This is a genomic window from uncultured Sneathiella sp., from assembly GCF_963976355.1.
In the GTDB taxonomy this organism is placed as follows: Bacteria; Pseudomonadota; Alphaproteobacteria; order Sneathiellales; family Sneathiellaceae; genus Sneathiella.
This window is the reverse complement of sequence record NZ_CAXBKA010000006.1, coordinates 102498-121820: the sequence shown is the minus strand read 5'-3', so window position 1 is coordinate 121820 and position 19323 is coordinate 102498. Positions and strand designations below refer to the sequence as shown.

The window sequence follows — 19323 nt, the reverse complement described above, 5'->3', positions numbered from 1 at the left end:
TCTTGGTCAGGACGCCGGCGCCGACGATAGTTTGCGGATGTTTTCCTCTGTAAAGCGGCGCTGGCTTGCTTCCTTAATCCGTTCCGCCATCTGTTCCCGTTTCAGTTTGTAAGCCTCGCGCGCAGCACTCATTCGCACTTCAGTGTCCTTGCGGCGTTCTTTCTGCCAGATTTTCAAGACTTTCTGCCGGTAGGGGACGTTAAACTTGCTGTTGCGAGAGTGATAGTGAGCAACAGCCAGGTTCCAGGAGCGGCTTTCCTCCCGTAGGCTCTTAAGAAGTTGCGCGGCATAAAGTGTGTTCTGGGTCGGATCCAGAGCACTTTCCAGGTCGTCGAAGGCTTCCGGATGATAGTGAAGGTTAACCTGCATGCAGCCAACATCGATATTGGTCACACCTTTCTCCTTCAGCATTTTCACTTCTTTGATCGCGGCGGCTTTATTCGGCAAATACCGACCGCGCCCCTCGGCATATACTGTCCAGGGCCAGGCAATCATTTCCTGCTTCTCCTTGTGCCAATGACCACTCTCGGTCAGGGAAATCGCAGTTAAAAGGCGCTTGGGAAGCTTGTATTCAAGCTCCGCGGCTGTTACCGCTTTGGTACAGACAGCCGCATATTCCGGTGCTTTGGCGATGACACTGGTCGCATGGGCGGGAAAGGTGCCAACTGCCGTCAGGATAAAGGTTACAGTCCAGATCAAAATACGCATTTATGTCCTCCTGCTCAGAAGGAAGCAATAATCGCGCCAATTTCCGTGCAGCTAGTCGTCAGACAGGTTTTTCTGCATTATCACAGTGTCTACCCAGCGCCCGTGCTTGAAGCCAACAGCCTCCAAAATGCCGACGAGCCGGAAACCGAGAGAACGATGGAGCCCGATGGAACCGCGGTTTTCAGAGTCTCCAATCACGGCAACCATCTGCTTTTTCTTAGCCCGCTGGCAGTCCTCAATTAAGTGGGTTAGAAGCAGTTTGCCGACACCGCTATTTTGTGCATCCTCTTGGACATATACAGAATTTTCGACGGTATTCTCGTAAGCCGGGCGTGTCCGGTAGAGGGCCGCATATGCATATCCAACCACCGCCTCGTTGCGGGTTGCGACCAGATAGGGAAGTTGCTGTTGCAGGACATTATTTCGTCTTGCCGTCATTTCAACGACGTCAGGGGGCTCAATCTCGAAGGTTCCAAAACCGGTTCTGACAGAGACGGAATAAATGTCTGTTATAGTGCCCATGTCTTCAGACATTGAAGGGCGCACATATATATCACCAGATGACATCTGCATACTCAGGCCGTCAACAATGAACTGCGACCCTGACTCATATCTCGGATAAAGGCTTCCATATCTTGTCGGAGCCTTTCAAACCCGTCATTCGTTGTCAGGCTCATCTGATCCATATAGAGACCCCGGTTAATCTCGATCTGCAAGGCATGGACGTTTTTGTCCGGTTTGCCGTAGCATGCTGTGATGAAGCCTCCGGCGTATGGCGTGTTTTGTCCGACATGATACCCATAGCTTTCCAGACTGGAAAGCGTTGCATTAAAGAGCTGCGGGCCACAGGAAGTGCCGTAGCGATTTCCAAGAATAATATCAGGACGCTGCGTAGTGAGTGAGGCTCGGCTGCCGTCAGCTGTCGGTATCGATGCAGGCATTGAATGGCAATCTATCAGATAGACATAGCCAAACTTTTTAACCCCCTCTTCCAATAGCTGACGCAGGGCATGGTGATAGGGAAAATAGCATTCGTTGATACGCCGATGCGCTTCCTTGAAATCGAGTTTGCCAGAATAGATTTCCTGACCGGCCCCGACAATCCGGGGGATGGTGCCAATCCCGCTTGCAAGGCGAGGGCTTGCTGTCATCACATAATCCGGCAGTGGCGTATTATACATATGCGGGTCGAGCTCGAATGCTTCGCGATTGGCATCACAATAGGCGCGCGGGAATTCAGCCATTAATATCGGTGCGCCATACGTCGGCGCGCATGCAAACAGTTCATCGACAAGGAAGTCTTCTGATTGGCGCAAGTGATCGAACTCCAGCATTGAGCTTTTAACGAATCCGTCAGGATAGTTGCGTCCGCTATGGGGGGAAGAGAAAACAAACGGAACGCGCCATTCTTCGGGCCAGTTAATCTTTACAGGGGATGTAAAGGCCGCCATGATCAGATTACTCTCTTTTTTGCCGGTCGAAAAATTCGTCTATTGGCGTTTTGCCAGCAGAATTTGAATAGTATAGTCTAATTCGTACCTGTATTTGAATGACAATTATATAGATTTTGCCATGGCCCGTATATTACTTGCAGAAGACGACGATAATCTGCGCCCCTTTCTTGCTCGTAGCCTTGAAAATGCTGGCCATGAAGTCCTTGCCTTCAGTGACGGCGAAGATGCTTTGCCGGCCCTCAATGTCGGTGAAGTTGATATTCTGATTTCCGATCTGGTCATGCCGGGAATGAACGGTATTGAGCTGGCCCGCTATGCGCGCGAAAAAAAGCCCGAGTTGCCGGTCATCTTTATTACCGGCTTTTCTGCAGTCGCTATGGAGGCGTTGGACGCGGTAGACGGGGTGAGCAAGGTGCTGTCCAAACCTTTCCACCTTAATTCTCTCGTTGATGCTGTGCAAAATGCCCTTGAGGACCGTGCGATCTCCTGATGCCCCTCATTTTTCTTTATCCGATATTGCCCTAGATTAGGCTTGCAATGGCTGTCGCTGCGGATTATAAGTCGCCAACTTTAGTCGCAATTAAGGCGACTGTGAGGGCGTATAGCTCAGTTGGTTAGAGCGCTGTGTTGACATCGCAGAGGTCACAAGTTCGAATCTTGTTACGCCCACCATCCATAAGACATTAATAAAAAATCAGAATTATAATGATGGCAAATCCTGTTCCGCCATCTTCGCCTTTCATTTGGTGAGGTTATAGGGGAGGTGACAATTTTTCGCGCGAAATAATTTCGGGAATATTTGTCGCAAAAAAGCCGTCCGAAACTTTCATTTCGGACGCTCTGTTATATTTGATGGCTGGATCTATTGCGCCGCTGCATTTTTCAACAATGTCGGGCTTGTTTGCGGGAAGCGGATCAGGGTTTGTTCCGGTCCCTCCTGCTGCAAGATGATTTTCCATTCGAGAACAAAGACAAAAGGCGCTTTGGGCGGATTGGAGATTATTTCACCGGTGCCGAGATTTAAATATGAGAGATTGTGTGACATTCGCCCGGCCTTGACCGTCAGATATGTCGCGTCAGAGCTTTCAATGACAATTCCCGGGGAGGGCCAGTATTCGTTGTCCATCAGGATTGATCCCTCTGTGATCAGGGATCGGAACACAGGCGTGGATACGCGATAGGCAGATTTCACTGTCAATGTTTTTTCATCCAGTAATCTGGGAAGCTTAGCTCTGTCTCTCTCTGACGGCATGAAAGAGACGACATGATCCATAATTTCCGTATCGTTTTTAACAAGGAATGCCTTTATGCAGGGATATATTCTTCCCCGGATCTGTGTATAAAACAAATCGCCGTATTTTAGGTCCGACAGGAATGCAGGTTTGCCAATAAGATCAATATTCATATCTACTCTGTCTCTCCTCCCCATGAGAAAAACCATAATTTATTAACCGGTTTACATGGTTGCCGATTTTTGATCCTCGCATAGGCCGAATATATTGATGTCATTTTTTATTAATTTTTTTATTGTCAAAACCGTTACGGACTGACGAGTAATCCGAAAAATAATAACCAAATTATATGCAGAAGTAAAAATAATTGGCAGCTATGGTTAATGTCCGCTTTTGGGGATATCGTGGAAAGTCGGCTTTTTAGCTTGCTAATGTTGAATGCATGGATCAAGTGGACAATATTAATAGGCTAGTCCGTTTGGATATCCTTTGGAGCAAATTGATGAGAGTTCTCATAGTTCTTCTTGCTGGTATGTTTCTGGCAGCCTGTGCAAAACCGGAAATAAATGCGAATGTCACGACGTTCTTTACGCCGGAGCTAAGCAGCATTACCGGAAAAACAATTGTGGTGCGCGCTAAAGAGCAGGAGAAGGAAACAAGCCTCGAATTCTTGAACTATCGTCCGAAAATCGCTAGCAAACTGGATTTTGTTGGCTTTGATGTACAGGAGGATCTGGCCAATCCGGATTACGTTGCCCTTGTCTCCTACGGCGTAGATGGAACCGAACAACGCTCATCCACAACGTCCTCCCCGACATTCGGAGGATTTGGCCTGGGTGTTGGCGTTGGCAGCTATCCATTCTACGGATCAGTCGGGCGAACATATAATACGCAGACCTGGTCCGAATATAATCGATATATTGCTATAGATATTGTTGAGGATAGTACTGCGCAGTCGGAAAGCCCGACACGGGTATATGAAGGACGCGCCCAATCCGCTGGACAGTGTCCGACACTTGCTGGGGTATTCGATGAAGTTCTGGATGCCTTGTTCCAGGATTTTCCGGGGGCCAATGGCAAAACTGTTTTTGTGACGGTCCCTTGGGATGGGTCATGTGAATAAGCATAAAGCCAATTCAGTCAGGCAGATATTCTTTCTCAGCCTTGTGGAATGTTGCTCGTCCGCATCGAAGATGAGATGCCTTTGATACAGGATAACCCTTTTTGCGATCACCCAATTTCCTAATGCTATGGTCGTTGGCGGCTGTCCTGCTGACAACAATCAGGATAGTCGTAGTTATAAACGCTGTAGGGGTTGGGATTATCGATCGAAAAATTCGCACATCCCGCGGCGAGGAAAACGAGCCCAAGCATCAATAAATATCTCATTCAATCTGTTCCCGAACGTTATTTTATTCTCATGATGATAGAGATATTAGTTTAACTTACAAATTTACCAAGCATTCGTTTTTTAAAAATGGTGCTTTATAATACCGGCGGAGGCGCCGTGGGCCCTGTTCCATCGTTAAGTGGCGGCAAGGCAAGACATGTGCCCTGAAACTGCATCAGTTCAACATCGTTTTCCTGAAGGGCAGCATATATTGCGCCATTGATGATATATCTGTCTTCAAAATATTTGAGGCCCGGAACCCAGACGCGGGAGCCGATTACCAGGCCGCCGTATGTGAAATCCTGAATGCCAACCTGAGGCTGTTGCGGGGTGTCGGCATCGACTACTTTCATAATCGCCTCATGGACGATCTTGATGACACGGTCCGTATCCCCGGTGGCGGCAATGCAGAAATTGCTCTCGACAATGCGCATTTCCATTGAATTGACAATCACCTGCCCGACGATTTCCTTGTTGGGAACCGCAATCTGCTCGCCATCCTCACCGGTCAGGAAGGTAATCCCAAGGGTAATCCGGTCAACGACACCGCTAACTCCATGCACAGTAATTACGTTCCCGACAACGAAGGGGCGGGTCAATATAATGGCAACGCCTGCCCCGAAATTGGAAATTGGTCCCTGTAGCGCAAGCGTCGCACCAAAGGTCACCGCGCCGGCCAGTGCAATAAGCGGAGCAATGCTGATGCCGAAATTGCCAAGGGTAATGATGATCAAAAGGACAATCAGGACGAACTTGGCGGCGCTTCCCATGAACTGCGACAGGGTTACATCAATATTTCGGGCAAGGGCCAGGTTGATCAGGCGGTTGCCAATCCAGTTGATGACCAGCAGCCCGAAAACGAGGAAGACGAGCGCGCCCAGAATCTGAAATCCGTATTCCACCGCAAAATCGACGGCGAAATTGATCCAGATCGAGACGGTGTCGATGTTCTCATTCACTTTTTCCATGATTTCGTGCTACTCTGAATCAGCTTTAATCGCCCAACAGCTTTTTGATTGATTTGCTGGCACCGTCCACTGCGTCTGTCGCGCCCTGTGTCACCCCCTTGGTTGCCTCTCCCACGCCGGTCTTGTTTACAAGATCACCCGCATTGGTTAGCAAGGTGCCGATATTCTTGCCAATCCCAAGATCAGTAATAACGTTCATCGCCTTGCCCATAATCTCGTCGATTATCTTTGCGGCGACTTCACCCGGAGTGGCGCCCCCTTCATCTTTTCCGATGTTTGACAGTTGAATGTTGGGCAGTCTGCCTTCGACCTTCTGATTGCCGAGCATTGCCGCTTTGACAGTGACTAGTCCGCCATCGATAAAAATATTGTCAATAATGACTTTTGGCCCTTCTTCGGTGCTGTCTGTCTCGGTTGTTTCGCCACCAGAAAGTCCCTTCTCTTTTAAAAAGGCATCGACGTTATTGCGAATTGTATCCAGATTATTCGTGGTCTGATTAACTTCATAAACAATTGATGGATTGTCGACGCGGATCTCGCGAATATGGATCAGCTTGTCAGTAGTTTCCGCTATATTCACCTCGACGGCAACGCTATCAAACCGGATTGAATGGTCCTCATCAAAACCTTCAGGATTACCGACACTAAAGCCTTTCAGGGCACCCTTGCCGCTGGTCAGGTCCAGGTCCACCTCTTTCAACACGACATCGGTTTTCGTCACCTCGGAGCCATACTGCTCAACTGCGGTAATGATGACTTTGTCCAGGTTGAAATAGAGCACACCGACCGCAATGCCGATGATAACGATCAGGCCAACAACAATTCCGCCAATTATTTTGCCCATTTCCCTATTCTCCTCGTTGAAATCAGTTAAATCTCAGCCCGTTAATTAAGCCAGAGAAAAGTGTGATAGGCAAATATTTATACCGGAGAAACCGCGTGACTTTACAGGATGCGGCGGCTCGCCTAGAGATAGACTCAATCGGTTTGCCTGAAAGGCGTTTTTCGTGCCTCTTGTTCTCACTCCGGATACTTTGACGTCCCTGCGACTTGCTCCGTTCTATGTCGCCTTGTTTCTGATTGTCGGATTTCAATTGCCTTTCTGGCCCGTCTGGCTCTCGTTCAAGGGACTTACGTCGGAAGAAATTGGCATTGTCCTCTCATCACCGATCTGGGCAAAGATTGTTTTTACGCCGATGATTGCGGCGCTTGCGGATTATTCCGGTCGTCGGCGGGCACCGTTGGTTATCATGTCGGCAATCTGCCTTGGACTATTTCAGTTTTACTTTCTCGCAGATGGTTTCTGGCAGATACTGATCCTTTCTGTCTCGATCGGGATATTTTTCTCATCCTTCACGGCGCTGGGCGACAATCTCGTACTAACGCTCTCGCGGACACAAAAAATCGATTATCCGCGAATTCGCCTGTGGGGCTCGATATCCTTTATTGTCGCGGCTTTCTGGGGCGGGCAATTGCTGTCTGGGCGCAGTGCTGACTTTATCCCGCTGATGTTGTCAACGGCGTTTCTCCTCCTCTTCCTGTGCTGTCTTATGTTGCCTGAAGTCCGCATAACGCGAACTGAAAGAGGGCGGAAAGGCCTCCGCCGGCTTTTGAAGAGCTTTGATTTCATGGCCTTTCTGATCATGGCCGGGCTCATTCAAGGCAGCCATGCTATTCTTTATTCATCGGGAACCCTGCAGTGGCAAAAACAGGGTCTTGATGACACAGTGATCGGGCTCCTCTGGGCTGAAGGTGTCATTGTCGAGATCATCCTGTTTGCCGTTGCGCGGCATGTGTTCTCGTCTTTTACGCCATTGCGGCTTCTCGTTATTGGCGGTTTCGCGGGTTTGTTAAGATGGATCGTGATGGGGTTCGCTCCGGACTTGTCGGTTCTCATAGTCATACAAACCCTGCATGGTGTGACCTTTGCGGCAACACACCTCGGCGCCATGCGGTTTATTACGGAGAAACTACCTGTAGAAATTTCCGCCCGGGCACAGGGGCTCTATTCAGCTGTCTCCCTCGGGCTCATCATGGGCGGAGGATTATTTGCATCCGGCTATCTTTATGAAGCTCTCGCCAGTGGAGCGTATTTCTTTATGGCGGGCTTTTGCGTGGTGGCGTTACTGATAAGTCTCCATTTGCGGTTGTCGGCGGAAAAGTTGTTGTATTAGGGGATGACAGCTCAAGTCCGAACAGTTTAGATTGTGCAAAACATTCTGGGCCTGAAATAAAGAAAAGGAAAAGAAAATGGGACCGTTAGCCGGATATAAAATCGTTGAAATGGGTGGCATCGGACCGGGACCGATGTGTGCGATGCTGCTCGCCGACCTGGGTGCCGATATCGTGCGTATTGATCGCCTGGCCGATCCGGGGCTCGGCAGTATGCCAAGCTCCCGCAACAGCTTGCTGATGCGCAGCCGCCGGTCCATCTCTGTGGATACAAAGTCCGAAGCGGGGCGCGAAGTCGTTCTCAAGCTGATTGAACAGGCGGATGGTCTGATTGAGGGCTTTCGCCCGGGTGTGATGGAACGAATGGGCCTCGGGCCGGACGAAGCCCTCGCGCGCAATCCGAAGCTGGTGTATGGGCGGATGACGGGCTGGGGCCAGGAAGGTCCGATGGCACAGGCGGCAGGTCATGATATCAACTATATAGCGCTGTCCGGCGTCCTTCACGCCATTGGCCGGAAGGGCGAAGCGCCGGTTCCGCCGCTCAATCTTGTTGGCGATTTTGGCGGTGGCGCGCTTTATCTGGCACTTGGTATTGTCTGTGGCATCCTTGAGGCCCAGAAATCGGGCAAGGGACAGGTCGTCGATACGGCAATGGTTGATGGCGCCGCCTCCCTTATGACCATGTTCTACGGGCTGATGGCCGCCGGGAACTGGAAAGATGAACGCGGAGTCAATATTCTGGATACCGGCACGCATTATTACGATGTCTATGAAACGGCGGACGGCAAATATATATCCCTCGGTTCGATCGAGAAAAAGTTTTATCAGGAGCTTCTGGAGCGGACTGGTCTGGACAAGGAAGACCTGCCCCCGCAACTGGAGCCGAAAAGCTGGCCTGTTATCAAGGCGCGCCTGACGGAGGTTTTCAAGTCCAAAACCCGTGATGAATGGGACGAAGTCATGCTGGGCACGGATGTCTGTTATGCCCCGGTCCTGTCCATCATGGAAGCGACGCAGCATCCGCATAACACACACCGGCAAACCTTTGTCGAATATGATGGTATCATCCAGCCTGCACCGGCGCCCCGGTTCAGCCGCACGGAAGCATCAATCCAAAGCCCGCCCTGCCTGCCCGGTGAGCATACGACGAAGGCCATGCGTGACTGGGGTATTGATGAGGCATCCATAGAGGAATTGCGCTCCGCTGGGGTGATCAAGTAACCGTTCTTACAAGGATTTCTGTCGTTCAGAGGCCGTCTGTATGATCAGAAACCTTGACGTAGCAGAGGATTTGCGGAACCCTTCTGTCAGAATTTAGTAGGAGAGGGGTGATGTTGCAAAAACATCAGAATGTGCAAACACGCAGCGATGAAAATCTGTCGGCGCCAAATTCTGTGTCTGAACCGCAGAAAACGGTGAAAAATAAAGGGTTTTCGGGCTCTGCATGGCTTTTTGCGATCGGGGTTCTGTTAACCATTGGCTGGCTGATTGCCGTTGGCGGCTATGTTTATACAAGAATCGGCTGGCCTGATATTTTGCAGGTCGCGCCGTTCGGGCTTGGTGTTCTGCTTATTGGTGCTTTTGCACCCCTCACATTCCTGTGGCTGCTGCTGGGTTATTTTCATCGTGGACATGAAGCACGATTGAAAGGGAATGCGCTCGACCAGCTCATGATGAATCTCGGTTATCCCGGGCCGCAGGCCGAGGCCCGGGTTGCCAGCCTGACCGCCGCGCTTGAGCGTCAGTCGCGAGAACTGCAGGACGCAACAGACAAGGCTGCAAGCCGTATTGAGGATGCGTCTGGCCGTCTGGAAAAGCAAGGTGATGATGCCAAGACAGCGACAGATGGCTTGTTGCAGACGTCAGACAGGCTGAAAAGCGATCTCGAAGCGCGTGAGCAGCAGATTGGCGCGTTAATTGAGAAAATTAATGAGCAGGGAACGCGGCTTAACGATGCTGTCGCCCTGCAAACGAACAGCTTGAACAATGCAGCGAGCGAGACAGAGACGCGCAGTGAAGCGGTTCAAAACGCCCTCTCAGCTCAGATTTCCGCCTTGGAGAATGCTGTTCGCACGGCGGATGAGAAATCCCAGGTTATCGCGAAAATCCTCGCGGAAACGAGTGAGAAGATATTCTCCAACGCCTCAGAGACACTTAATAAAACAAATGAGGCGCGGGATGCTCTTAGTGCTCAGATTATAAGCCTTGAAGATGCCGCAGACCAGTTGCGTCAGAAACTTGATGATGGTGCGGCGAAGCTCGGCGAACGCGGTCAGGAGATTGCCGACATATCCCGCAACTCTTCAAGCGAGCTCTCCAAAACAGCCGATGTTCTGCTGCAAAGCACCACAGATCTGAGTATTGCAAGTGATGAGGGGGTGACCCGGCTGAATGCCCTGCGCAACACATTGATGACCAGTATCTCTGAAGTTGACACGGCGCTTGAACAGCTTGAAAGCCGTGAAGATGGCCTGCTGCAGGTGGCGAAAGATGCTGAAACCGGTGCGCGCAGTTCAGCGGAGCAGTTGCGCCAAAACACAGAAGATCTTGCCGTCAAGACCAGTGAGATGACGGAGAAGATGCTTCTGGGCAGTCTGAAGCTGAAAGACGAGACTGTCGCGCTAGATGAAGTCCTCAAAACAACCGGCAACAGCTTGCTGGCAATAGACCAGAGCCTGCGTCAGGGGCGCGAACTGCTGGATGCCGCCGGCGAGAAATCACTGCGCAATGCAGACCAGTTGGGTGAAAAACTGGCGAGCCATGCGGCATCTCTCAATAAGGCTTCTGAAACAACGGGTGCACGGACGACTTTGATACAGGAGCAGCTTCGGAACCAGATTTCCGTGCTGGAGCAGGCATCCGAGCAAATACTGGAGATGTCGCGGGAGATCGGTTCTCGCCTCGAAAAAGATGTCCTCCTGTTGACCGATGCCAGCACGGATACGAACAGCCGGATTACGGAAGTCGGAACAAACCTTCAGCGTCAGGCGGAGGATCTCAAGCTTACTTCCGATGCGGTCACAAACCGGATGCGGGAAGCTGGTGAAGAATTGCGGCGTGAAGGGTCGGATATCGAAGTCAGTGCCGACAAAGCTTCCCGAACACTTGCTTCCGCAAGCGAAGCTTTGGCGAAACAGCAAAAGGAAATCGGGACTTCAGCCGATCATTCAAAAAGCAAGCTAGCGGCGGCGATCGAGGAAACCATCCGATATCATCAGGATTTTATGGCGACAGCGGAGCGAGCCACGCTGCAGGCACGGCAATCCGGTGAAGCGGCGCATTCTCAAACGGCGGAACTCGCCAAAACCGCAGAACGGGCCTCTGCCGAACTTCGCGCTATGGGCGATCAGGCCACTGATCATATCCAGCAACTGAATATGGCTGCCTCGAAGGCGGAAAGTCAGGGAACCAGACTTGCGGACGTGACAAGATCAACGCTCTCCAACATTAGCGAGGCAAGCGGTTCCGCCAAGGTGCATATGAAGGAACTAGCTGATATTTCGGTTCGGGCTAAAGATCATGCGGAAGCAATGGAGGAAATCCTCCAACAGGAAACCCAGGCACTGGCCGAGATTGCCCGCCAGTTAACGGAGCAGGTGGAGACGGTTGAGAAAACTCTCTCCGAAAGGTCTTACATGTTGGACGAGTCCGTCGACCATGCATCAGAGGCGACCGACCGGTTCCACAAGCGGTCCGTTGAGTTGGCACGGGCCAGCGAGTTGATGATAAAGGGCATTCAGTATGCCGACCGGGCTCTGGCAAAGCATAAACTGGAAATAGACGACGCGCGTCGCCACATCCATGAGGATCTTGATCGCGTGACGGTGAAAATTTCCGAAGCCAGCAAACAGGTCAAGGAGACGGGATCGGACGCCGCAGAATTATTCCAGGGTCAGGCGGAGGATCTGATCCGGTTTACCGCTAAAGCCCATGATAGTGCCCGCTTGCTTGGTGAGCAGTTTGAAAGCCAGCATCAGCGGCTGACGCTGTCTGTAAAGCAGGTTGAGGAAACGCTGAGTCATTCGGCCGGTATCCTTAAGGATGAGAGTGAAGCGTTCATGCGCGCTGCCGAGAAAGCTGCGGAAGATGCTCTTATGTCCGGCAACAAGATCGAGAAGCAGACAGCAAATCTCTCAGCGGCAGCAACACGGGCGAAGCAGGAAGCCGAGACGCTATCGCAGAGAAAAGACAAGATTCGGAATGAGCAATTCATGAAGTCGACGACGTTCATCATGGAAAACCTCAATTCTCTGACAATCGATTTAAGCAGGATTATGGACAGCAGCCTTTCCGAAGAGCTGTGGCGGCGATATCGCAAAGGGGAAAAGGGGATTTTTACGCGGAAGCTGCTTAAATCACGGGATGCGGAAAAAATCCGCTCGCGGTATCGCGATGATGGTGATTTCCGTCGTTTTGCGGACCAGTATGTATCTGAATTCCGTGAGATCATGACCGAGGCAGCTTCTGTTGACCATTCCGAATTATTGTCAGATGCCTTTATCACTGCGGATGTCGGCAAGGTTTATCTATTGCTGCAAGAAGCGCTGGACGGCATAGAGTAAGGCTCCTCAGGAGAGAAAAATGAATGATGTAACCACAAACAATGCAGAAGAAAATGCCCGGATGAACGGCGCCGGAAAAATGGCGCAGATCATCTATTTCATTTATCTGGCGGGACTTATCATTCCAGTTGCGCATTTGGTCGGGGTCGTGATGGCCTATATCAACAAGGGAGATGGTGCCCCCTGGGTAGAGACCCATTTTAGATATCAGATCCGCAGTTTTTGGATGTTGCTGCTTTATTTCGTGGTTGGGTCACTGCTGACTTTCGTCGGTATCGGCTTTCTGATTATCCTGGCGGCCTATATCTGGTTCATCGTTCGCTGTGCGAAGGGTTTGAAGCTCCATGCGCGCGAGGAAGGCATCCCTGACCCCGCGACATGGCTCTGGTAAAATTTTTATGAAGTAAAAGAGGTTTCAGGTTTCAATCTTCGCGATGACCTGACCCTCCGACACTGAGTCACCTTCGCCCACAAGAATTTCCGTCACCTTACCGTCTTCCGGTGCGCCAACGGGGATTTCCATTTTCATGCTTTCGAGAATGACGACATCGTCATCCTCTTCCAGTTCCTGCCCGACTGTGGCCGGAATTTTCCAGACTGTCCCCGTTACCTCGGCTATTACATCGATCAGCGCCATTTTATCCTCTCTTGCTTATTATTGTTCTCAGGGTGAGGCTATGTTTCCACAAGACGTCCACGATCACCACCCTTATTTTTAAAGGGTGATCACAACAGTCGAATGTTGACGGACTGTCAGCTCGCGATTTTCTCGCGAGACGCTTTTTTCCGCTCATGCGGGTCAAGGTGCCGCTTGCGAAGGCGGATATGGTTTGGCGTTACTTCGACCAACTCGTCATCGTCAATGTAGGCGATGGCCTGTTCAAGGCTCAACTTTCGCGGGGTTGTGAGACGAACTGCCTCGTCGGTGCCCGATGCCCGTATGTTGGTTAGCTGCTTGGCTTTTAGTGCGTTTACTTCAAGGTCGTTTGGCCGGTTATGCTCACCGAGAATCATGCCTTCATAGACATCGATGCCGCTGCCAATGAAGAAGAAGCCGCGTGCCTCCAGATTCCAAAGCGCAAATGCAACCGACTTGCCCGTGGAGTTGGAAATCAGAACGCCATTGCGGCGACCCGGGATATCGCCTTTATGTGGGACATATGAATGAAAAATCCGGTTCATGATACCGGTTCCGCGGGTATCTGTAAGGAACTCGCCATGATATCCGATCAGCCCACGGGTCGGGCAGAGGAAGGTAATTCTTGTTTTCCCGCCACCGGAGGGGCGCATATCGGTCATTGAGCCTTTGCGAAGGGCAATTTTTTCAACAACGACGCCGGAGAACTCATCATCCACATCCACGACGACCTCTTCAAGAGGTTCAAGCGTTTCGCCATTTTCGCCCTCGCGGAACAATACCTTGGGGCGACTTATCGAAAGTTCAAAACCTTCGCGGCGCATGGTTTCAATCAGAACACCAAGTTGCAACTCACCACGACCGGAGACGATATAGGCGTCTGCATCGGCACTGTCCTCAACCCGAATGGAGACATTCCCCTCGATTTCTTTCATCAGGCGTGCGCGGATGACCCGGCTTTGTACCTTGTCCCCATCGCGACCCGCCAAGGGCGACGAATTAATGGCAAAGGTCATCGAGATTGTCGGTGGATCAATCGGTTGCGCATCGAGCGGTTCTGTCTCTTCCGGTGTGCCGAGTGTATCGGCAACGGTCGTCTTAACGAGGCCAGCCACAGAGACGATGTCACCAGCACGGGCTTCTGAGATGGTTTCTCTTTCAAGCCCGCGGAACGCCATGATCTTGCTGGCGCGCGCATCTTCGATCTTGCCACCCTTGCGGCTCAGCCCCTTGATCGGATCATTCGTTTTGAGGACACCGCTTTCCACGCGCCCGGTGAGCAGGCGGCCGAGGTAGGGGTTGCTTTCAATCGTCGTGACCAGCATTCGGAACGGGGCTTCATCATCCACCTTCGGTGCGCTGACATGGCTGACGATGAGATCGAACAGCGGATGAAGGTTTTCTTTTGGCTCGGACAGATCCGTAACGGCCCAGCCTTCCTTTGCTGATGCATAGAGCACAGGAAAGTCCAGCTGCTCCTCGTTGGCATCGAGCGCGACCAGAAGATCGAAACATTCATCAAGAACCTGATCCGGGCGGCCATCGGGCCGGTCCGCCTTGTTGATCACAATGATCGGTTTGAGGCCAAGGCCAAGCGCCTTCTGTGTCACGAATTTGGTCTGTGGCATCGGACCTTCAGCAGCATCAACCAGAACAACCACGCCATCAACCATACTGAGGATACGTTCCACCTCACCGCCGAAGTCGGCATGGCCCGGTGTATCAACGATGTTAAGGCGATACCCTTCCCATTCGACGGAAGTGCATTTCGCCAAAATCGTGATGCCGCGCTCGCGTTCTAGGTCGTTACTGTCCATGGCCCGTTCAGCCACTTTCTGATTGTCCCGGAACGTGCCGCTCTGCTTCAAGAGGCCATCCACAAGTGTAGTCTTCCCATGATCAACATGGGCGATGATCGCAACGTTCCGAATTTCCATGGTATATATACTTTGTCTTTTTAAAAAGCGGGCGCAGTATAGCGCCGATCCCACGAATGGCAAGTTATGCTTTCGCACTTGCACACAAGCCCTCTCATATAATGGGTAAATATTAAAATAAAAGAACAAATTTGATTAAGATGCGGGGAGTTTTGGATATTCTGATCATCGTGCTTGATATTGCCATTCTCGATAAAGAATGGCACGATATGGCCAACTAAAATCCAAGAATGAAGAGTCGGGAATGCCTGTTTATAACCGGATCGCAGAAACCCATAATGATATGCAGGCTTGGCGACATGACCTCCACCGCCATCCTGAACTTTGCTACGAAGAACGGCGTACCGCCGCGATCGTCGCAGAGAAATTGCGAAGCTGGGGGATCGAGGTGCATGAAGGTATTGGTGTCACTGGAGTGGTGGGCGTTTTGAGAGGCCGGGGGGCAAGCACGAAGTCAATCGGGATTCGGGCGGATATGGATGCCTTGCCGTTGCAGGAAATGAATAATTTCGCCCATAAATCGACCATTGACGGCAAAATGCATGCCTGTGGACATGACGGCCATACGGCAATTCTGTTGGGGGCGGCACAGTATTTGTCGGAAACCCGGAATTTTGATGGCACCGTACATTTTATTTTCCAGCCTGCAGAAGAAGGCGGCGGCGGTGGAGACGCAATGGTGAAAGACGGCCTGTTTGATCGCTTTCCCTGTGATGGCGTATACGGTCTTCATAATCAGCCCGGAATGCCGCGCGGCACATTCAATGTCCGGACCGGCCCGATTATGGCCTCCGCCGATACAGCGGTGATGAAGATACGGGGGAAAGGCGGACATGCTGCCTATCCACATTTGACGAACGATCCGATCGCGGCCGGCGTGCAGCTCTATACGGCGCTTCAAACCATTGTCGCGCGCAATATCGGCCCGGTCGACAATGCCGTTGTCAGCGTCACCATTTTTGAAGCAGGCAGCGGCATTAACATAATTCCGCAAGAGGCGCAGTTGAGCGCGTCCATCCGGGCAATGACAGCAGAAACCCGGGATTACATAGAAAACCGTATTCGGGAGATATGCGCCGGTGTTGCAGCAACTCACGGGGTTGAAATTGATCTCGACTATCAGCGCCGGTATCCGAGCGTCGTGAATCACGAGAAGGAAACTGCGATTGTCGCCCGCGCCGCCTCTGATATTGTCGGACCGGAAAATATGGATATGGAAACACCTATTCGCATGGGGAGCGAAGATTTTGCCTTCATGCTGGAGGCCTGTCCCGGATGTTATTTCTTCCTTGGTACAAAAGATGAGACGCATTTTCAGGCGGTTCATCATCCCGAGTTTGATTTTAACGATGAGGTCTTGTCAATCGGCGCCAGTATTTGGGCGCGGCTGGTTGAACAACAGCTGCCGCGCAGCTAACGTATAACTATCTCTCAGATAAACTTAAAAAAGGAAAATAATGATGTCTGATGTCCTTCTTGAAACAATTGAAGACGGTGTTGCCACCCTTACCATGAACCGGCCGGAGGCGCGGAATGCCTTTACGCGGGAGATGATCTCCGGGATGAGTGAGAAGTTGACCCGTCTTGCGAAAGATAACGCCGTGCGTGTTGTTGTGCTGACCGGTGCCGGCGGGGCATTTTGCTCAGGCGGAGACGTCAAGAGCTTCGCGGCGAATGCGGGTGCGAAAGTCAATCTCAATGAAAAAATCCAGGATTTGCGGGAAAGGTCAGAGGTAAGTCGCCTGCTTCATGAAATGCCAAAGCCGACACTTGCTGTTATTCCGGGACCGGCGGCCGGGGCCGGATTTTCTCTAGCAATGGCTTGCGATATGCGGATTGCGGCTGATGATGCAAAGATAACAACAGCATTTTCGAAAGTCGGACTATCCGGCGATTTCGGTGGCTCCTACTTCCTGACGAAGCTGCTCGGCGAGGCAAAAGCGAAGGAGTTGTATTTCACAGCCGATGTCGTTTTGGGTAAGGAGGCTGAAAAGATCGGCATGGTCAACAAATCGGTTCCGGCTGACGAGCTTCCTGCCGCCGCTGCGGAAATGGCTAAACGGTTGGCGAGCCTGCCTACTATTGCCGTCGGCTATATGAAAAAGAATATCAATACGGCATCGGAAGGCACGTTGAGCGATGTTCTGGACTGGGAAGCGAACCAGATGATCCGGTCATTCGAAACCGAAGACCATAAGGGTGCCGCCGTGGCCTTCGTTGAAAAGCGAGCGCCGGAATTCAAAGGCCGGTAAACCGGTGCGGGGATAGCGATGCTGCTATCCCCATAGTTCCTGGCTTGGTGGATGCATTACGCTGCCGTCAAAACGGATGCCATGTTCTCTGTCTTTTTCAAGCAGAAGAGGTCCATCCAGATCAACAAAGCGCGCGAATGATCCAAGCAGCATGGCCGGGGCCATGGCAAGGCTAGTGCCCAGCATGCAGCCAACCATGACGCCAAGACCGAATTCACGCGCAGCTTCGGCCAGCAAGAGTGCTTCCGTCAAACCACCCGTTTTGTCGAGCTTGATGTTGATATAGTCATATAGCTCCGCCACATCGTCGAGCGTTGCGGTATCATGCGCACTTTCATCGGCACAGATTGGAACAGGTCTGTCCATATCACCAAGAACGGAATCCTCTCCGGCAGGGAGGGGCTGTTCAATGAGTTCGATACCCAGATCCGCCATTTTAGGGCAATATTCACGCATCATGTCCGCGGTCCAGGCCTCATTGGCATCGACAATCAGGCGTGTTTTTGGCGCGGCCTTTCTGACGGCAGCTACACGCTCAACATCACCGGCTCCGGCGAGTTTGAGCTTCATCAGGGGGCGATGGCTTTGCGCTTTCGCGGCTTCGCCCATTTTCTCAGGCGTATCCAGTGAGAGGGTATAGGCGGTAATTGTCGGCCCAGGTGCGGGTATCCCCGCGAGTTTCGCAATTGTTTTGCCGCTTTTTTTTGCTTCCAGGTCCCAAAGGGCGCAATCGATTGCATTGCGGGCGGCGCCGGAAGGCATAACGGTGAGCAACCCTTCCCGGGTAAGCCCGTCGTTAATATAGTCGCGGATTGAGGTTACCTGTCCAAGAACGGAGCGGATACTCTCATCATAATGTGCATAAGGGACACATTCGCCGCGTCCCGTAATGCCGTTCTCGGTGATTTCGACAACAACCACTTCCGCTGCTGTTTTTGCTCCGCGGCTGATCCTGAAGCTACCCCGGATCGGCCAGCTTTCAAAGCGGGCCGAAATTTTCCGTCTGCTCATGACAGGTTATCAATGATCGCCGCTGTACCGTCCTTGAAAGGATCGACAGTCGGCAAGCCGTATTCCTTTTCAATGCTGGCTAGATATTCCAGTCTTTCTGCTTCTTTCAGGCCGGATGTGTTAATCGCAATGCCGACAAATTTTGCATCCTGGTTTGTCAGCTTTGCATGGACAAGGTTGAGCTCCATACAGGCCTTCAGATCGGGCAGGGGGTGATGGGGCAGGCCGCGCATATGGGTGCGGGTCGGTTCATGACACAGGACAAGCGCATCGGCCTGTGCACCATGAAGCAAACCAAGGCTGACACCGGCATAAGAAGCATGAAACAGGGATCCCTGTCCCTCGATAATATCCCAGTGATCAGGGTCATTTTCCGGGGAAAGTTCCTCGACCGCGCCGGAGATGAAATCGGCCACCACGGCGTCAATCGATGTGCCGGTCCCGGCAATGAAAATACCGGTCTGGCCCGTTGCGCGGAAATCCGCCTTCATACCCCGCTTGAGCATTTCTTTCTCAATGGCAAGCGCCGTATACATCTTGCCAACCGAGCAGTCTGTTCCAACGGCAAGCAGGCGCTTGCCGCTACGCGGTGTTCCCTTGCCGGTCGGGGTACTATGGGTCGGATGGCGCACATCGAACAGGCTGCGATTATTCCGTTCAGCAGCCGCCTTAATTTCCGGAATGCTCCCCAACCGGATATGCAGACCACTCGCGACATCCATACCAGCGTCCAGCGCTTCGACGATGACGGAGATCCAGTGATCGGGGAGGAAGCCACCGGAATTCACGATGCCTACGATCAGCGTTTTTGCGCCGTTCGCAACGCCTTCTGCGATCGTCATATCCTTGATGCCGAGATCGGCCACACAGCCAGGCAGTTTTATTTGCCCGATACACCAGTCCGGACGCCAGTCAACAATTCCCTTTGCGGTCTTTGCGGCCAGTTGATCACTCACGTCACCAAGGAACATGAGATAGGGGTTTTGCATTTCCGTCATAG

At 51.8% G+C, this 19323-nt stretch carries 18 protein-coding genes and 1 tRNA gene; 9 read left to right on the top strand and 10 right to left on the bottom strand.

The window, feature by feature from the left end:
• Nucleotides 1–6: 6 nt before the first annotated feature.
• The 3 genes from AAC599_RS14550 to AAC599_RS14540 are packed head-to-tail and all read right to left on the bottom strand — an operon-like array spanning nt 7 to nt 2159.
• Nucleotides 7–708, bottom strand: coding sequence for a transglycosylase SLT domain-containing protein (locus AAC599_RS14550; RefSeq protein WP_340151125.1), 702 nt, complete (start codon nt 706–708; stop codon nt 7–9).
• A gap of 51 nt (nt 709–759) precedes the next feature.
• Nucleotides 760–1242 (bottom strand): N-acetyltransferase family protein, encoded by a 483-nt coding sequence (locus AAC599_RS14545; protein ID WP_340151124.1) that lies wholly within the window; start codon nt 1240–1242, stop codon nt 760–762.
• A gap of 41 nt (nt 1243–1283) precedes the next feature.
• Nucleotides 1284–2159, bottom strand: coding sequence for an N-formylglutamate amidohydrolase (locus AAC599_RS14540; RefSeq protein WP_340151123.1), 876 nt, complete (start codon nt 2157–2159; stop codon nt 1284–1286).
• Between the two features lie 121 nt (nt 2160–2280).
• On the opposite strand from AAC599_RS14540, the gene AAC599_RS14535 reads away from it, so the two are divergent.
• Together AAC599_RS14535 and AAC599_RS14530 are read left to right on the top strand one after the other, a co-directional pair.
• On the top strand, nt 2281–2652 hold the full coding sequence (locus AAC599_RS14535; protein WP_340151122.1) for a response regulator: 372 nt from the start codon (nt 2281–2283) through the stop codon (nt 2650–2652).
• Between the two features lie 105 nt (nt 2653–2757).
• Nucleotides 2758–2834: transfer RNA gene (locus tag AAC599_RS14530), tRNA-Val, on the top strand.
• A 190-nt stretch (nt 2835–3024) separates the two neighbouring features.
• Here AAC599_RS14530 and AAC599_RS14525 read toward each other — a convergent pair.
• Nucleotides 3025–3567, bottom strand: a complete 543-nt coding sequence (locus AAC599_RS14525) for a hypothetical protein (protein ID WP_340151121.1) — start codon at nt 3565–3567, stop codon at nt 3025–3027.
• Between the two features lie 329 nt (nt 3568–3896).
• Between AAC599_RS14525 and AAC599_RS14520 the strand changes: the two genes are divergently transcribed.
• Complete coding sequence (locus AAC599_RS14520) at nt 3897–4517, top strand: DUF4136 domain-containing protein (protein ID WP_340151120.1); 621 nt, start codon at nt 3897–3899, stop codon at nt 4515–4517.
• Nucleotides 4518–4879: 362 nt separating this feature from the next.
• Here AAC599_RS14520 and AAC599_RS14515 read toward each other — a convergent pair whose 3' ends face one another.
• Both AAC599_RS14515 and AAC599_RS14510 read right to left on the bottom strand, forming a co-directional pair.
• On the bottom strand, nt 4880–5752 hold the full coding sequence (locus AAC599_RS14515; RefSeq protein ID WP_340151119.1) for a mechanosensitive ion channel family protein: 873 nt from the start codon (nt 5750–5752) through the stop codon (nt 4880–4882).
• 25 nt (nt 5753–5777) lie between these two features.
• On the bottom strand, nt 5778–6596 hold the full coding sequence (locus tag AAC599_RS14510) for a hypothetical protein (protein ID WP_340151118.1): 819 nt from the start codon (nt 6594–6596) through the stop codon (nt 5778–5780).
• Nucleotides 6597–6759: 163 nt separating this feature from the next.
• Here AAC599_RS14510 and AAC599_RS14505 point away from each other — a divergent pair, with 163 nt between their 5' ends.
• The 4 genes from AAC599_RS14505 to AAC599_RS14490 all read left to right on the top strand — a co-directional run bounded on the left by AAC599_RS14505 (nt 6760) and on the right by AAC599_RS14490 (nt 12877).
• Nucleotides 6760–7926, top strand: coding sequence for an MFS transporter (locus AAC599_RS14505; protein WP_340151117.1), 1167 nt, complete (start codon nt 6760–6762; stop codon nt 7924–7926).
• A gap of 76 nt (nt 7927–8002) precedes the next feature.
• A complete protein-coding gene (locus AAC599_RS14500; protein WP_340151116.1) occupies nt 8003–9145 on the top strand; it encodes a CaiB/BaiF CoA-transferase family protein in 1143 nt (380 codons plus the stop codon).
• Between the two features lie 110 nt (nt 9146–9255).
• Nucleotides 9256–12486 carry a hypothetical protein gene (locus AAC599_RS14495; RefSeq protein WP_340151115.1) on the top strand — a complete coding sequence of 1077 codons (3231 nt, stop codon included), beginning with the start codon at nt 9256–9258 and terminating at the stop codon, nt 12484–12486.
• Between the two features lie 19 nt (nt 12487–12505).
• Nucleotides 12506–12877, top strand: coding sequence for a DUF4870 domain-containing protein (locus AAC599_RS14490; RefSeq protein WP_340151114.1), 372 nt, complete (start codon nt 12506–12508; stop codon nt 12875–12877).
• Nucleotides 12878–12901: 24 nt separating this feature from the next.
• Here the strand turns inward: AAC599_RS14490 and AAC599_RS14485 are convergent, their stop codons facing one another.
• Together AAC599_RS14485 and typA are read right to left on the bottom strand one after the other, a co-directional pair.
• Nucleotides 12902–13123, bottom strand: coding sequence for a biotin/lipoyl-binding carrier protein (locus AAC599_RS14485; RefSeq protein WP_340151113.1), 222 nt, complete (start codon nt 13121–13123; stop codon nt 12902–12904).
• Nucleotides 13124–13239: 116 nt separating this feature from the next.
• Nucleotides 13240–15060 carry a translational GTPase TypA gene (gene typA, locus AAC599_RS14480; RefSeq protein WP_340151112.1) on the bottom strand — a complete coding sequence of 607 codons (1821 nt, stop codon included), beginning with the start codon at nt 15058–15060 and terminating at the stop codon, nt 13240–13242.
• 244 nt (nt 15061–15304) lie between these two features.
• Between typA and AAC599_RS14475 the strand changes: the two genes are divergently transcribed.
• Both AAC599_RS14475 and AAC599_RS14470 read left to right on the top strand, forming a co-directional pair.
• Nucleotides 15305–16477 (top strand): M20 aminoacylase family protein, encoded by a 1173-nt coding sequence (locus tag AAC599_RS14475; protein ID WP_340151111.1) that lies wholly within the window; start codon nt 15305–15307, stop codon nt 16475–16477.
• Nucleotides 16478–16520: 43 nt separating this feature from the next.
• Nucleotides 16521–17312 (top strand): enoyl-CoA hydratase, encoded by a 792-nt coding sequence (locus AAC599_RS14470; RefSeq protein WP_340151110.1) that lies wholly within the window; start codon nt 16521–16523, stop codon nt 17310–17312.
• 24 nt (nt 17313–17336) lie between these two features.
• Here AAC599_RS14470 and dgcA read toward each other — a convergent pair whose 3' ends face one another.
• Nucleotides 17337–18323, bottom strand: coding sequence for an N-acetyl-D-Glu racemase DgcA (gene dgcA, locus AAC599_RS14465; protein ID WP_340151109.1), 987 nt, complete (start codon nt 18321–18323; stop codon nt 17337–17339).
• Nucleotides 18320–19321 (bottom strand): N-acetyltransferase DgcN, encoded by a 1002-nt coding sequence (dgcN, locus tag AAC599_RS14460; protein WP_340151108.1) that lies wholly within the window; start codon nt 19319–19321, stop codon nt 18320–18322. Before dgcN ends, dgcA begins: the two co-directional genes overlap by 4 nt.
• Nucleotides 19322–19323 lie beyond the last annotated feature (2 nt).

Coding starts and splice junctions, on each gene's coding strand:
- AAC599_RS14495 (WP_340151115.1), top strand. CDS start 9,256: ATGTTGCAAAAACATCAGAATGTGCAAACACGCAGCGATGAAAATCTG.
- dgcA (WP_340151109.1), bottom strand. CDS start 18,323: ATGAGCAGACGGAAAATTTCGGCCCGCTTTGAAAGCTGGCCGATCCGG.
- AAC599_RS14535 (WP_340151122.1), top strand. CDS start 2,281: ATGGCCCGTATATTACTTGCAGAAGACGACGATAATCTGCGCCCCTTT.
- dgcN (WP_340151108.1), bottom strand. CDS start 19,321: ATGACGGAAATGCAAAACCCCTATCTCATGTTCCTTGGTGACGTGAGT.
- AAC599_RS14515 (WP_340151119.1), bottom strand. CDS start 5,752: ATGGAAAAAGTGAATGAGAACATCGACACCGTCTCGATCTGGATCAAT.
- AAC599_RS14500 (WP_340151116.1), top strand. CDS start 8,003: ATGGGACCGTTAGCCGGATATAAAATCGTTGAAATGGGTGGCATCGGA.
- AAC599_RS14485 (WP_340151113.1), bottom strand. CDS start 13,123: ATGGCGCTGATCGATGTAATAGCCGAGGTAACGGGGACAGTCTGGAAA.
- AAC599_RS14470 (WP_340151110.1), top strand. CDS start 16,521: ATGTCTGATGTCCTTCTTGAAACAATTGAAGACGGTGTTGCCACCCTT.
- AAC599_RS14550 (WP_340151125.1), bottom strand. CDS start 708: ATGCGTATTTTGATCTGGACTGTAACCTTTATCCTGACGGCAGTTGGC.
- AAC599_RS14525 (WP_340151121.1), bottom strand. CDS start 3,567: ATGAATATTGATCTTATTGGCAAACCTGCATTCCTGTCGGACCTAAAA.
- AAC599_RS14510 (WP_340151118.1), bottom strand. CDS start 6,596: ATGGGCAAAATAATTGGCGGAATTGTTGTTGGCCTGATCGTTATCATC.
- AAC599_RS14545 (WP_340151124.1), bottom strand. CDS start 1,242: ATGTCTGAAGACATGGGCACTATAACAGACATTTATTCCGTCTCTGTC.
- AAC599_RS14540 (WP_340151123.1), bottom strand. CDS start 2,159: ATGGCGGCCTTTACATCCCCTGTAAAGATTAACTGGCCCGAAGAATGG.
- AAC599_RS14475 (WP_340151111.1), top strand. CDS start 15,305: ATGCCTGTTTATAACCGGATCGCAGAAACCCATAATGATATGCAGGCT.
- AAC599_RS14520 (WP_340151120.1), top strand. CDS start 3,897: ATGAGAGTTCTCATAGTTCTTCTTGCTGGTATGTTTCTGGCAGCCTGT.
- typA (WP_340151112.1), bottom strand. CDS start 15,060: ATGGAAATTCGGAACGTTGCGATCATCGCCCATGTTGATCATGGGAAG.
- AAC599_RS14490 (WP_340151114.1), top strand. CDS start 12,506: ATGAATGATGTAACCACAAACAATGCAGAAGAAAATGCCCGGATGAAC.